11 protein-coding genes are annotated in these 15,506 nt (G+C 29.3%); 6 read left to right on the forward strand and 5 right to left on the reverse strand.

Annotated elements, in window-relative coordinates:
* Window positions 1–125: 125 nt before the first annotated feature.
* Window positions 126–2,030: a 3-deoxy-7-phosphoheptulonate synthase gene (aroF, locus tag ACZ5SO_RS12660; protein WP_464625071.1), complete on the reverse strand. Its 1,905-nt coding sequence runs from the start codon at window positions 2,028–2,030 to the stop codon at window positions 126–128.
* 93 nt (window positions 2,031–2,123) lie between these two features.
* Here aroF and ACZ5SO_RS12665 point away from each other — a divergent pair, with 93 nt between their 5' ends.
* Window positions 2,124–2,789 carry an endonuclease III domain-containing protein gene (locus tag ACZ5SO_RS12665; protein WP_464625072.1) on the forward strand — a complete coding sequence of 222 codons (666 nt, stop codon included), beginning with the start codon at window positions 2,124–2,126 and terminating at the stop codon, window positions 2,787–2,789.
* A 1-nt stretch (window position 2,790) separates the two neighbouring features.
* On the opposite strand, the gene ACZ5SO_RS12670 is transcribed toward ACZ5SO_RS12665, so the two are convergent.
* Window positions 2,791–3,102, reverse strand: coding sequence for an NGG1p interacting factor NIF3 (locus ACZ5SO_RS12670; protein ID WP_464625074.1), 312 nt, complete (start codon window positions 3,100–3,102; stop codon window positions 2,791–2,793).
* 36 nt (window positions 3,103–3,138) lie between these two features.
* Here ACZ5SO_RS12670 and pth point away from each other — a divergent pair, with 36 nt between their 5' ends.
* The 5 genes from pth (at window position 3,139) to ACZ5SO_RS12695 (ending at window position 10,892) form a co-directional block, all read left to right on the forward strand.
* Entirely contained in the window at window positions 3,139–3,636 is a 498-nt protein-coding gene (gene pth / locus ACZ5SO_RS12675) for an aminoacyl-tRNA hydrolase (protein ID WP_464625075.1), read from the forward strand.
* Between the two features lie 94 nt (window positions 3,637–3,730).
* Window positions 3,731–6,067 (forward strand): alpha-amylase family glycosyl hydrolase, encoded by a 2,337-nt coding sequence (locus ACZ5SO_RS12680; RefSeq protein WP_464625076.1) that lies wholly within the window; start codon window positions 3,731–3,733, stop codon window positions 6,065–6,067.
* A gap of 1,439 nt (window positions 6,068–7,506) precedes the next feature.
* Window positions 7,507–8,589, forward strand: coding sequence for a hypothetical protein (locus ACZ5SO_RS12685; protein ID WP_464625078.1), 1,083 nt, complete (start codon window positions 7,507–7,509; stop codon window positions 8,587–8,589).
* Window positions 8,590–8,775: 186 nt separating this feature from the next.
* Window positions 8,776–10,044 carry a cation:dicarboxylate symporter family transporter gene (locus ACZ5SO_RS12690; protein ID WP_464625079.1) on the forward strand — a complete coding sequence of 423 codons (1,269 nt, stop codon included), beginning with the start codon at window positions 8,776–8,778 and terminating at the stop codon, window positions 10,042–10,044.
* Between the two features lie 80 nt (window positions 10,045–10,124).
* Entirely contained in the window at window positions 10,125–10,892 is a 768-nt protein-coding gene (locus ACZ5SO_RS12695) for a hypothetical protein (RefSeq protein ID WP_464625080.1), read from the forward strand.
* Between the two features lie 64 nt (window positions 10,893–10,956).
* Here ACZ5SO_RS12695 and gpmI read toward each other — a convergent pair whose 3' ends face one another.
* From gpmI to lgt, 3 genes are all read right to left on the reverse strand, one after another.
* Window positions 10,957–12,603 (reverse strand): 2,3-bisphosphoglycerate-independent phosphoglycerate mutase, encoded by a 1,647-nt coding sequence (gpmI, locus tag ACZ5SO_RS12700; protein ID WP_464625081.1) that lies wholly within the window; start codon window positions 12,601–12,603, stop codon window positions 10,957–10,959.
* 120 nt (window positions 12,604–12,723) lie between these two features.
* Window positions 12,724–14,499, reverse strand: coding sequence for an aminopeptidase P family protein (locus tag ACZ5SO_RS12705; protein ID WP_464625083.1), 1,776 nt, complete (start codon window positions 14,497–14,499; stop codon window positions 12,724–12,726).
* Window positions 14,483–15,457 (reverse strand): prolipoprotein diacylglyceryl transferase, encoded by a 975-nt coding sequence (gene lgt, locus ACZ5SO_RS12710; protein ID WP_464625084.1) that lies wholly within the window; start codon window positions 15,455–15,457, stop codon window positions 14,483–14,485. The genes ACZ5SO_RS12705 and lgt overlap by 17 nt, the downstream gene beginning before the upstream one ends.
* Window positions 15,458–15,506 lie beyond the last annotated feature (49 nt).

Genomic DNA, 15,506 nt, shown 5'->3' on the forward strand with positions numbered 1-15,506 from the left:
TATGTGTAAAAAAGATAGAAAAAAATAAAATTATTAAAAACTTGACAACTATAGACAAATAAAAATAGCTGTTGATAATCAATTTCTGATATTAACAACAGCTTATTTAAAAAATATATTATAAACTAATTAGTTGAATTAAACTTTCCTAAAACTCTAAACATAGAACATTCATCTTTTAAAATTTTACAAACTTCTTCAAAAGCCTCTTCTAAATTTAAAATATCTGTTTCTACAAAGAAAGAATATTCCCAAGGTTTACCTAAAATTGGTCTAGATTCCAATTTTCTTAGGTTAAAACCATAATCACTTAATACTTTTAAAGCATTAAATAAAGCTCCAGGTTTATGCGATACATTAAATATCATTGCAGCTTTGTTTGCTTTACTAGCACTTAAAAAGTTATCAGCATTTTCTTCTCTAGAAATTATATAAAACCTTGTATAATTATTTGGATGAGATTCGATACCTGCATCTAAGATTTTCATCTTATGGTAGGCTGCTGCAGGCTCACCTGCTATTGCAGCAAGAGATTTATCTTTAGTTTTTTTAATAAAATCAACGGCTCCTGCAGTATCAAAGAAAGGAACTGCTTGGGCATTAGGCAATTCTTTTTTTAGATATTCAGCACATTGCGCTAACCCTTGGGGATGAGAATAAACTTTCTTTATATCTTCTTTTTTAGCATCAGGTAAACAAATTAAATTATGAATAATTCTAACATGTTGTTCACCAATTACTACGATATCAGGATAATTAATCAAATTATCTATATTATCATTAATAGTTCCACCAAGTGTATTTTCAATTGGAATTACACCATAAAGAGCCTCACCTTTCATTACAGCTTCAAATACATCTTCAAATTTTTCACAAGATAGTACATCTTTATCATCAAATGTTCTTCTTACAGCCAATTCACTAAAGGCACCTCTTTCACCTTGGAAAGCAATTTTATCAGAAGAAGAAAACACATTTTCTATTTCTGTTAAACTTTGAGGTATTATTCTAGGAATTCTCTCTAAACTTTTTCCAACAACAGTTGATAAAGATTGAACATCTCTCATTAATTTTTCAAATTGTGGAGGATATAATGATTGAGGACCATCACTTAGTGCACATTCAGGTTTATTATGAACTTCAACAATAAGACCATTAGCACCACTTGCAACTAAGGCTAAAGACATTGGAGAAACTAAAGACCTTATTCCAGTTGCATGGCTTGGATCGCCAATTACAGGTAAGTGTGTTAATTTTTGTACAATCGGAATTGCACTACAATCTAAAGTGTTTCTTGTAGCTCTTTCGTAAGTTCTAATTCCTCTTTCACAGAGAACAATTTGATCTGTACCATTTGCCATTAAATATTCTGCTGCCATCAACCACTCTTCAATAGTTGCAGATAAACCTCTTTTTAATAAAACAGGCATTTTTGTTCTACCAACTGTTTTTAACAGTTCGAAGTTTTGCATATTTCTAGCTCCAATTTGGAACATATCAATATACTTTGTCATCATTTCAACATCAGAAGGAGAGACTACTTCTGTTGTAACAGGCATTCCATAAGTATCTCCAGCTTTTCTCAAATATTTTAAACCTTCTTCACCCAAACCTTGGAAAGAATAGGGAGATGTTCTAGGTTTAAAAGCTCCACCTCTTAAAATTACAGCCCCTGCTTCTCTAACTTGAGCAGCAATAGTCATTATTTGTTCTTCAGATTCAACAGCACAAGGGCCTGCCATTACAACAATTCGATGACCGCCAATTTTAACATTTCCAACTTGTACAATAGTATCTTCTTTTTTTAACTCTCTAGAAGCAAGTTTATAAGGTTTTGAAATCGGAACTACAGAAGAAACACCTTCCATCTGTTCCACAATTCTATGGTCAATAGTTGCTCTACCAACTGCTCCAAGAACAGTTTCTTCTTGACCAACAATCTCTTTTACTTTGAAGCCTTTATCATGGAGAAATTTTATAATATCTTCTTTTTGGCTCGGTTTAATTTGCTTATTTAGTATTATAATCATATAAAAACCTTATGCTCAATAATTAAAAAAATCAAGTAAATAAAAATGGGTTTTTACTTGTTTAAGTATTATTTATATGTTAAAGAGTTAATTATGGATGAGCAATATTGGGATAAACTATTTTTAAGATTGAAAAAAACATTGGAAAGAGAAAATTCTCCTCTTCCATCTGTTTCTTTAATAGCATTAAATACAAATAATAATCCTTTTTGTATTTTAACTTCTACAATAATATCTCTTAGAACAAAAGACAAAGTAACATTAGAAGCTAGCAATAGATTATTTGAATTTGCTAAATCGCCTAAAGAACTTCTTAAAATGGATAGAGAAGCTATCGAAAGAGCAATTTATCCTTGTGCTTTTTATAAAAGAAAAACAGACAATTTAATAAAAATAAGTGAAATACTTTTAACTAAATATGATGGTAAAGTTCCTTCTACAACTAAAGAACTACTAAGCTTACCCGGAGTCGGAATTAAAACAGCTAATTTAACATTAAATTTAGCATTTAATATAAAAGCAATTTGTGTTGATTGCCATGTACATCAAATCGCAAATAGAATGGGATGGATAAATACTAAAACTGCAGAAGAAAGCGAAAAAGAACTTCAAAAAATCATGCCAAATAAATATTGGATTATTTTAAATGAAATATTAGTGTCTTATGGACAATTAATTTGTACTCCTATTAGTCCTAAATGTAGTATTTGCAGCGAGAATAACTATTGTCCAAAAATTGATGTTTCAAAAAGTAGATAAATTAAATATCCTCCATCTTTATGAGAGAATAAGCTACAACTTCATAAGGGTGAACTTCTTTCATAGCTTTAATTACCGACTTAACATATTTATCTTCAACTACAAATTCTACTTTCCACTCTTCTTCTTTGTGGATTTCTCCAATTTCTCCAACAAAAGGATTATTTTCTTTTCCAGCTCTAAACTGACCTAAACCTTTCGTTTGCCAACAACAATAATCATAACCACCAAGCTTTCCTGCTCCAGCTTCCAACATAGCATTTTTAACACTCTCTAAATGAGTGCTAGGAATATATACAAATAAATGATACATCTTGTAATTAACACCTCCACTTATTATATTATAAATATGATAAAAATGATTGTATTTTTAGGCAACCCCGGTAAACAATATATTAATACTAGACATAATATAGGCTTTTCTATTTGCTCCTATAAATATCCTGATGCTACTTTCCAAAAAAAATTTAATAGCCAATTTTGCAATTATAAGGGAATTAAACTTCTTAAACCACAAACTTACATGAATAACAGCGGTATTCCTGTTCAAACTGCCGCCTCTTATTTTTCTTTAACTTGCGATGAGATTCTCATAGTACATGATGATTTAGAACTTCCTTTTGGAGAAATTAAAATTCAAAAAGGTGGCGGATTAAAAGGCCATAATGGTTTAAAAAGTATAAAAACACAACTAAAAAATGATGATTTTTATAGATTAAGGTTTGGAATTGGTAGACCGAAACATAACAATATCTCATCTTTTGTTTTATCCGCATTTGATGACGATGAAAAAATTTCATTACCAATATATATAGAAAAAGCAGCACAATTGTTAGACAATATATAAGGGTAAAATTATTAATATTAATCTAATATTTTATTTACTATATGTTTAACTTGTAAAATAAAATATGATATACTTCACATGTGCAGGAGGATTTATGACATCAAGAGATTTTCGTGTTTCTAGAATTATTAGGGACCAAATAAAGGAATATTCCATCCTTTTCCAAACTGATAAACAAGTTGATTATTTTTATAAACAATCCCAAGAGATATCTCATAAATATAATACGCAAACAACATCTACAGATTATATTAGTGCTTCAAAATTGAATGCTTGTGCTGTTTTACATCTTCTATACCAATCTTTAATAGATCAACACTTACAAGATAATGATTCAGATCTTTTCTCAAGAATGATTCCTCTAGTCTCAAAAAATAAATCTGTACATGATGTCCTCACTTTTTATTCAAAAGAATTTCCATCACCCTTATTAAACCTACAAAACTTATCAAAAGAACAATATACTGAAGAGACAGCAAGAGGTTTTTTTGTCCATAGAGTTATTACTCACAATCCTGCCTTAATTAAAGCTATAAGACCTTTAATATATAGAGATGAAATCAAGTTTCCTCCTGCCTCAAAAGCTTTATCTGCTATATTAGGAGAATTTGTCTCTAACGGACCAAAAGTTAGTGGAAGTGATGAAGATTTATTTTCATTTTTATTAACTCCAGCAATACTACATCCTGATTCTTTAACCGATCAAATAACATTTATATTAGACGAATGGTCTCATTTACTCTCAGATGAATTAAAAAAAAGTTTGTTAAAAGCAATTGATTTAACAAAAGAAGAATATAAACCTGTATTTACAGATAATAATGGTGGCGGAAATCATAGTGAAACTTATGTACCGGATTACTCAATGTTTGATAGTGAATACGAAGCCTTTAGTGATGATAAAAACTGGATGCCTAATGTAGTTATGATGGCAAAAAGTACTTTAGTATGGTTAGATCAATTGTCTAAATATTATAAAAGACCAATTACAACATTAGATCAAATCCCTGATGAAGAATTAGATAATTTAAAACAAAGAGGCTTTAATGCTCTTTGGTTAATTGGACTTTGGCAAAGAAGTGATGCTAGTAAAAAAATTAAAAACCTTTGCGGAAACGAAGAAGCTGAAGCTTCGGCCTACTCTTTAAAAAGCAATGAAATCTCACCTTTAATAGGTGGATGGCCAGCCTTACATAACTTAAAAGAAAGATGTGAAAAAAGAGGTATTCGTCTTGCCTCAGATATGGTACCGAACCATACTGGAATAGATAGTGATTGGGTTATAAATAGACCAGAGCTTTTTATTCAACAATCTAATCCTCCATTTCCTTCTTACACTTACAATGGACCAAATCTTTCAACAGATGATAACATTGAATTAAAAATTGAAGATCATTATTACGACCAAAGTGATGCAGCTGTAACTTTTAAAAGATATGATAAAAGAACAAATCAGACTTCTTATATCTTTCACGGTAACGATGGAACTTCAATGCCTTGGAATGATACAGCGCAATTAGATTTCCTTAATCCTGAAACAAGAGAAGCGGTATATCAAGAAATAAAACATGTAGCTCAAAATTTTTCAATTATTCGTTTTGATGCAGCAATGACTCTTGCAAAAAAACATATTCAAAGACTTTGGTATCCTAAATTAGGTCATGCCGGTGATATAGCAGGAAGAGCTCTTTATAGTATGAGCGATGAGGAATTTAACAATAAAATCCCAAAAGAATTTTGGAGAGAAGTTGTTGACAGAATGGCTGAAGAATTACCTGATACCCTACTTCTTGCGGAAGCGTTTTGGATGATGGAAGGCTATTTTGTAAGAACACTAGGCATGCATCGTGTTTATAATAGTGCTTTTATGAATATGTTAAAAAACCAAGAAAATAGAAAATATATAGAAACTATCAAAAAAACTTTATCCTTTGATCCAGAAATTTTAAAACGCTATGTTAACTTTATGAGTAATCCTGATGAAGAGACTGCAATCGGACAATTTGGTGATGGAGATAAATATTTTGGAGTATGTACTCTTCTTTCCACTATGCCAGGACTTCCAATGTTTGGACATGGTCAAATAGAAGGGTTAAAAGAAAAATATGGAATGGAATATAAAAAAGCATATTGGGATGAATGGCCAAGCGATTATTTAATAAAAGAGCATTACAAAAGAATTTTCCCCCTTTTAAAAATTAGATATTTATTTAGTGGCGTTGATTATTTTAATATTTATGATTTAATTCAAAATGGACAAATTAACAATTCAACATTCTGTTACTCTAACGGAACAAAAGATGAAAAAACTCTTGTTTTTTATAACAATCAGTATGATAGTGTGGAAGGCTATATTAAATTATCAGCCCCTAAATTAAATAAAAAATTAAATAAAATGATTGTTACTAATGAACTGGCACGGAAAGTTTAGACAACTTAATTAAAACTTAATCTAGTAATACCACATTGAATCAATAGTTAAAGTTTAGTTATGGCAACTTAGTTTGCATGGTCCAGAATTATGTATGGGTTTCCTAAAACTTACTTATAGTGATTAGAAGACATTTTACAAAGAGCAAATGGTATGTTTCAATAGTTGTAAAATTCAATACTAATTAATACAATATTGTAATTTTCAAAATTAGTAATTCTGTAGAAGTTATCCATCTTGTCAATGACCAGAAAAAGCTTTCTTGCGTTAGCGAATTGATTCCAGATATGATCTAATCAGAGAGCGTTTAATATTATACTTCTTAATGTTAAAAGATAGTCTCTAGCAAAGTATTGAACACACTAGCACTTGATAATAACATGAATACTATAATTGAGCTTCCATATCTATCTATTAAGCTTGATCAACATTAATCTAGAATCAAAGCTGCTTCTCTTAAATTATCATGACAAGAAAAATGATATCACTATGCTGTACAGCATCTGTTATTACTGATAAATAGAATTTAATACTTGCTACTAATTGCTAGATACGTATAATCTATTATCTGTTGTTAATAACTCTGTCAGGTCGCATATATCAACGCATTATTACTATTGACTTAATTCTAGATAAGTACTGTTTGATGCTTTAAGCAGTTTTCTATATGGGTAGATCTGCAATTGGACATAATAATAAATGTTATCATACAATCTTTAGATATTTTCTAAGACACATCTATTTGGTACTCTTAGTACCATATAGATGAGCTAGAACTTGATAAGAAGCTTGCTATGATAAGATATGGATTATTATATCCAATGCAGATCTATCCTTTTAGACATCTCTTGCACACACGTATTATCTAGAATTAAGTCCAAAGAATAACCTGCTCTAGATATGCCGTACCTACATAGTTATTAACAACTGTTAATAGATTATCCGTATCTAGCAATTAATGCAAGTAATAAAGCCTATTTATCATCATTAGATGCTGTCACGATATAATATTTTCCTTATCAGATTTGTATTTCAGAAATTCAACGAGAAGAGTTTGTAATATAAATTCTTGATTCAATTATATAGACAGATATTGGAGCTTCAATTTAAGTCAACCTTTATTATATAACTGACCAGGGTCTACAATACATTTGTCATGAGCCTATCTTTGAACATTAATGTAGTTAATATAAACGCTCTATCGAGTAATGAATGCTAAATAAAACGCCAGCAAGAAAGCTATTTTTGGTCATATGACACATGGATAACTATCTCCAAAATGTACTTTTGAAATTACAAAGTATTATTTATATATGATTATTACAATTATGAAACATACTCAATTGTACTTAATTTGTACAATGTCTCCTATCAACTAAATACCTTTTGAGCACCATCTAATTCTCGATAACAAGCTAGTTACATAACTAATCTTTAATATGATTAATGTGGTATCTAGGGCATTAAGTATAATTAAATGTCTAAAAATTCCGTACCAGTTCACTAATGTAGCAGAAAGTTTAAATCTAACTTTAAGTGGTAAAAACTTTTTAGTTTATAAAAACTTTAATGATGGCTTAACATATCTTACACCTTCTTTAAAAATATATGATGATGGTTTTTGGGTACATCTAAATGGTTATGAAACTAAAGTCTTACTAGATATTAGAGAAATTGAAGACATAGATGGTGCTTATTCTCGATTATATGCCAAAATTGGAGATAAAGGAGTTAAGGATCTTAATCTTGAAGTTACAGCTATTAGATTACAACCAATTTTTAAAACTATGGATAACTTACGCAGTCCAGAAGTAATAAAAATCTTAGAAAATATTTCAAAAGGTTTATCTACAACAGCATTAAACCGCAAAATAATTTTACAAATTGCTCAATCATACTCTACTCTTCCATTAGCCTATAGTAAATTAAGCGATTTAACAAAAACTTATCTATCTTGTTCACCAAGAAATATCAATCCTACAAAAACACTAAAAACTTTTGAAAATTTCTCTAAGTTGTTTAAGAACAATGAAATTTTAGCTAATTGTGGATTTGCTATGAATGAACTTTCTATAATTATTGCTTCAAGTCTATTAATTTATCCTTTTGTTAATAAAACAAATACTATTGAAGAAATTAATAAACTTAGCCAAAAACTTATTCTATCCTATTTCTTTAAAGACAATTTAGATAAATTAAAAGTTAATATTAATGAAAGAAAACATATTATTGATGGAGTTGCTATTTTCTTAGCTTCTTATAAAATGCTAGAAGAAAATCCTTTAGAAAATTTCAAATTATTATTTAATTCTTCTTTTATAAAAAAATATACTTTATGTAATGTTTATAAAGATATAACTTGGTATAAGAAAGAATCTGTACAAGAATTAATAATATTGAGTGCTCTATCATTAACTTTGTTTTCTACAAAAGAAATTGAAATTAAAAAATATATTTCGCATTTATTAAAGGCTGAAGGAAATTCAGAATATAAACTTGATAACTTCTTAAGTTTAATATAATTCCTTACAAACTAGTTATTTACATATTTCTTTTTGTAAATAACTAGTTTTTTTAATTCAAAATATAGAAAAAAGCTTATTTTATTAGTCTTTAGGCTCATATTTTCGCTATTTTTTTTTAAACGTTTATTCTTGCAATATACATATTTAATTGACTTGTATTGAATGTTACGTTAATCTAATTATATGAAAACTTGGATTACATATTTAGTCGCTACCTTTATGGGGTTAGCTACAACTTTACTTTTAGGGCAATTTGATGCCTATATATCTTTTATTCAAGGATTCTCCTCATTGGTAATTCAATTTGGAGGGTTTATACTATTTCCAATTGTTTTAATTACAGTAACAGCAGGAATAGCATCTTTGAGAAAAGATAGAATGGGAGGTAGATTAACTGCGGCAACTTTTATTTGGACAGTTTTATCCTCATTACTCTTGTCTCTTCTAGGTGTTGGTTTATTTTATATAATGCCAATATCCTTCCCAGCTTCTTCAAGTGCTGGAGCGGGCACTAGTGCAGTAATAAAATATATAGAAACATCAGTTTCTTTATTAAAAGAAGCTTTTGCTCCCATTAATCCTTTTTATTCATTAGCCTCTACTCAAAACTTTTTAGCACCAATAGTTTTTATTGCATTATTGTTTGGATATTTTTTAAAACCATCAAGCGATGTATTAAGACCAGCTTATGTTACAATAAACTCATTTAGTGAAGTAATGTATAAATTAAGTCGAGCATTCACTCTTTATGGCTTTGCTTTAGTCTACATTGTATCTGCTTCTTTCTTTGCAACACTACAAGATGAAGCTACAGTCTTTGTTGCACCAAACTTTGTGTTATTCTTAATTACTATTTCCCTTGTAGCGATTTTTGGATTATTACCTTTACTATTTGGTATAACAACAGGATTTCATGAAAATCCATATAAGATATTATACAGATCTCTTGCAGCATCACTTGCTGGCTTATTCTCAGCAAACATTTTCTTTGCAACACCTATAAACTTTTCTTTATCAAGAATGAATATGGGAGTTCAAAAAAGAGTTTCATCTACAGCTATTTCTTTAACTACAATTTTTGCTAGAGGGGGCAGTGCTATGGTTGCTTCATTTACAATTTCATCTTTAATATATGCCACAACAAACGCTCCACCAACAATTTCTTTATCTATATTTATTGCTTTAACAGCAGCTTTTGTATCCTTTTTTAGTAGTTTTTTCTTAGGCTTTGAAGTATTTTTTATCACATATTTTACTTTGAAACTATTATCGATTGATTTACAATCTGTTGAGATGTCTCTTGTGGGACTTCTTCCTTTACTCTGTGGATTGGGAACAATGATAGATGTAATTATTGGTTCGTTAACTTCAGCTACTGCTAATATTTGGATTTTACATAGGGAAAAAGGATTATCTCAATTAACACCTGTTCCATATAAAAATATGATATAATCCTCATTTCTTAAAAAAAAGGGCCTTTTGTTTTCATTTTCAAATTAGCCCTTTTATTATATAATAACCAAGAGGGTTATATGAAAAAAAACTACCAATATCTATTAGTAACAATTCAATTAATAATATCATTATTTTTCTTAGGAATAATTGTTTTTTCCTTTATTGATATAATACGCTTTGACAAAGATATAGCTTTATTTTCTCCCATCTCATTCTCTATTTTTGTTCAATTATTCGTATATGGATATTTAGCAATCGAACTGTGTCAAATGAATGAACCTATAAGATGGAGCGATTCTCCTTTACTCCATTATGTTTTATTAACTTTAAGCTTAGATGGAATTATTATATTGCCCTCATTTTTTGATAATATTAACGCTTATATTTTTTCACCAATATTAATGGGAAAAATTCATCTTTTCTCAATAATTTCATCAACTATATTTTTAATCTTATGTGGAATAAACCAAAAAGAAACAAATTATAAAAATAGTAATCATTTAGTTTTATTCACAATAAGTTTCTCTTTGTTCTTAACATATTTTATAAAGATAAATAATCCTACAGCTGAGCAACCTTTGAATATGTTTCTCTCTAGTTTATATTTTAAAATCTTTTTTATTTGTTTAAATATTATAGCTATTTTAAGTTTTATTCCGTCTTATTTAAAAGACAAAACTAAACACAATAAATTAAAAACTTATTCTTATATCTTATTTACAATTTCATTAGGAATTCTAAGATATAATATTAACTTGAATTTAGGTGTTTTATTTATAACTTTACTTTTATTAATTGCTAGTTCAAAATTCCTTATTGTAAATATGAAGTCATATTCTATATAAAAAAAGAGAGAGTTTCTTATATTCTTTAAGAACTCTCCCTCTATTTTATTTAAAATCTATTTAACTATTTTAAATTAATAATAGAACTATCATAATCTTCTGGTGGATCAAATCCTAAGAAGTTCATTATAGTTGCAGGAATAGAACTAATTCCTAAATTTTCATTCAATTTAGAATCATATTCACCTTTATATTCTGGATCAACAATGATACAAGGTACAGGATTTAAAGAATGGGATGTTTTTGCTTTTGGAGAACCATCTTCTTTAACTTTAATTTCTCCTTTTTTATCATGCTCAAACATATCATCTGCATTTCCATGATCAGCTGTAATTATCATAACACCACCAGCTTCTTCAACTGCTTTTTTAATTCTGCCTATTTGTAAATCCATAGCTTCCATTGAACAAACGACAGCTTCATAAATTCCTGTATGGCCTACCATATCTCCATTAGGGAAATTTAATTTGATTAAATCCCATGAACCTTCTTTAATTTCTTTAATTACTCTATCAGCAATATCAGCACATTTCATCCAAGGTCGTTCTTCAAAAGGAACAATATCAGAAGGAATTTCTACATATTCTTCTAATTCGTCATCGAATTTACCTGTCTTATTACCATTAAAGAAATATGTTACATGGCCAAATTTTTGAGTTTCTGAAATAGAGAATTGTTTAACCTTTGAAGCACATAAATATTCAGCCATTGTTCTATCAATAAAAGGTGGAGAAACTAGATATTGTGCAGGGACATGTAAATCTCCATCGTATTCCATCATTCCAGCGTATTCAACTTTAGGACGACGTTTTCTATCGAATTCAGTTAATTCTTCAGCTTCAAAAGCTTTTGTTATTTCTAAAGCTCTATCTCCTCTGAAATTGAATAAAATAACACTATCATTGTCTTCAATAGTTCCAACTGGTTTATTATCTTTAGCAATAACAAAAGGAGGTAAATCTTGGTCAATTGCACCTGTTTCTTCACGTAAAGTTACAATTGCTTCATGTGCTGAATCAAACTGTCTACCTTCACCTAAAACATGAGTTTCCCAACCTTTTTTTACCATATCCCAGTTAGCATTATATCTATCCATGGTGATAACCATACGTCCACCACCAGAGGCGATTTTCGCATCAAAATTATCATCTGATAATTCTTGTAAGAAAGCTTCAAAAGGATCAAAATACTCTAAAGCACTTTTTTCACCAACATCACGACCATCTAATAAAGCATGAACTCTAACTTTTTTTACACCATCTTCTTTTGCTTTAACAACCATTGATTTTAAAGTATCAATATGAGAGTGAACATTACCATCAGATAATAAGCCAATGAAATGCAATGTTGAATTATGATCTATTGTATTTTTTGTTAACTTCTTCCAAGTTTTTCCTTCATACATTTGTCCAGAAGCAATTGAATTAGCTATTAACTTTGCACCTTGGGCAAAAACTCTACCACAACCCATTGCATTATGGCCTACTTCACTATTTCCCATATCAGCATCTGAAGGAAGGCCAACAGCTGTTCCATGTGCTTTAAGTTTTGTCCAAAGATTTTCTTTATACAATTTATCTAAAACTTCAGTATGGGCTGATTGAACAGCATCGCCAGATTTAAATTTACCAAAACCAACACCGTCCATAATTACTAGAACAACGGGTCCTTTACGACTTATTTTGCCATTTTTATTTAAGGCTTCGACCATTTTGTATTATCTCCTAATTTTATTATTGATAATTATTTATTTATTTTTATACACCTAGATTACTACAATAAAGAGACTTTAGTAAAGCTATCTAAATCGAAGGTAAATCTATTTATTATTTTATCTTTCTAATGGTAATGTAGCTTCTTTTAAATATGATAAAGATTCTTTATCAACTAGGTCTTTCAATTCATTAAAAACCCAAGAATGGTATGAATTAATATAATTTAATTCTTGATCAGTTAAAAGAGAAACATCAATTAATTTTTTTTCATAAGGACAAATTGTTAAAATTTCAAAATTTAAAAATTGGCCAAATTCTGTTTTTACATCTTTTTGTACTACAATTAGATTCTCTATTCTAATTCCATGTCTTCCTTCTTTATACACACCAGGTTCATCACTAATTACCATGCCTTTTTGCAGAGGATAATCATTTACTACTGTAGAAATTCTCTGAGGTCCTTCATGAACATTCAATCTATGACCAACACCATGTCCTGTTCCATGAAAATAAGTTAATCCATAATTCCATAAAAATTGTCTAGCTAAGATGTCTAACTGATGTCCTTTTGTACCCTCTGGAAAGCTTTGTAAAGCTAAGGAAATATGACCTTTAAGGACTAAAGTATAATCTCTTATTTCTTCATCACTTGGCGTTCCAAAAAGTAGTGTTCTAGTGATATCTGTTGTTCCACTTTCATAACAACCACCACTATCTAAAACTAATAATCCATTAGCTTTTACTTGTTTATTACTCTCTTCACTAACGCTATAATGACATAGAGCTCCATTTTCTTTAAAACCAGAGATTGTATTAAAAGAAAGGCCTAAACATTCTTTATTCTTATATCTAAATTCTTCTAATCTTTTTGCAATTTCTATCTCAGAATATTCCCCATTTTCAAAATCTAGACTTGCTAAAAAATTAACCATAGCAACCCCATCTAAAAGGTGAGCTCTTCTCATACCTTCTAACTCTGTTTCATTTTTGCAAGCTTTTAATCTTGTTGTAACTTCTAACTCATCAATAACATTTAGATCTAATTTTTTTAGAATTTTTTCAAAAAGAGTACTTACTTTTTTCTCATTTAATAAAATAGTTTTTCCACTTTCTAATATCTCTTCTAACTTTTGAGTTACTTGATCATATGGATAAATAATTAAATCTTTTTGAACACTTTTTAAGAGTTCTTTAGAAAATCTATTTTCACTTGTAAATAAATATGCTTTATCTTTTGTTACTAAAAGATATGAAATAAATACGGGATTGAAATCTATATCACTTCCCCTTAAATTCAAAGTCCAAGCAATATCATCTAATGAAGCTATAAAAGCATAATCTGCTTTTTTTTCACCTAAATAGATTCTAATCATATTTAATTTTTGAGCTCTTGAAAATCCGGTTAAAGAAACATCCATTTCAACAACTTGATTTTCAGGAATACTTTCTCTATCTTCCCAAATTTTATCTAAAAAATCTTCACTCACAACGATTTCAACATCTTTACATTCTTTTTCAAACTGTTTTTTTTCATCTATCATTAAAGTGTCTTTTGAAAAACCAATTCTACTGCCTTTTTTAAAATAACTATTAATAAACTCTTTAGGGGTAGGTGTATTATTTATATCTAATTTCATAACTTTAAATTCTGAATCTTTAGTTTGTTGATCAGCTTGAATAAAATACCTTGAATCCACCCATAGAAAGGCCTCATCCTTAGTTACTAAGACAGTTCCAGCACTTCCCGTAAAATTAGAAATAAAGGCACGAGATTTCCACCTTGGACAAACATATTCACTGTTATGAGGATCGGTACCATTAATATAATATCCATCTATATTATTTTTTTTCATTATTTCTCTAAGAGAAGACAATTTATTTTTTATGTCCATTTTTAGCCTCCGAAGCTTTTTTTTGTTTATTTTTTAAAATTAATGATAAAATAATTCCAGCTAGAACCATAAGAATACAAAACAATTGGCCCATACTAAAATTTAAAAAAGATTGTAATAATGCTGGATTATTAGCATTACTATCTAATTGAATAATAAAGCCTAAATTTAAATCTGGTTCTCTAAAATATTCAATAAAGAATCTAATGACTCCATATCCAATTAAATACCATGACAAACCATAACCATTATATTTCTTCTTTCTTTTTGGCCTAATAACAAACCACATGAATAAGAATAATACAATTCCTTCAAAAAAGGCTTCATATAATTGGGAAGGATGCCTTGGTAAGTTAACAAAATCTCCAAGGATATATTCTATATTCAATTTATCCGCTGCGTCTCTAACCCATTGATAATTTGTTGAGAACTTATCTGCATAAGGGAAAAGCACTGCTATTTTACTAAAACTAACTCTTCCCCATAATTCTCCATTTATAAAATTTCCTAGGCGGCCAAAAGTATATCCTAAAGGAATACCAAAACAGAGAACATCAGCTAATTCGAAAAAATTTCTTTTGTTTTTTGCTGAATAAATTACACCCCCCAATATAGCTCCTACAAGCCCTCCATGGTAACTCATACCTGGCAGTCCTACAAACTGACCATTTCTAAATGGCCAAAAAATAAGCCAAGGATGTAACCAGTAATAAGATGTTCCATTATAAATCAATACAGAAAATAATCGTGCCCCTAAAAGTAAACCAATGATACAAAACATGAAAAAAGATTGTGTTTCATCTGCTGATATTTCGACTTCTTTTTTTCGAGCTTGATAGCGAAAAAGAATGTATGCTGTTACAAAAGCAAAAACATACATTAACCCATACCATCTAATTGGTAAGCCTCTAATAATTTCTGCACTAATCCATTCTGGAAAATTTATAAATAATATCATATTTCAAAGTTTACTTACCTCTTTAGGGGTGGTCAACACCTAAAGTTGT

This window comes from Pleomorphochaeta naphthae, assembly GCF_055396005.1.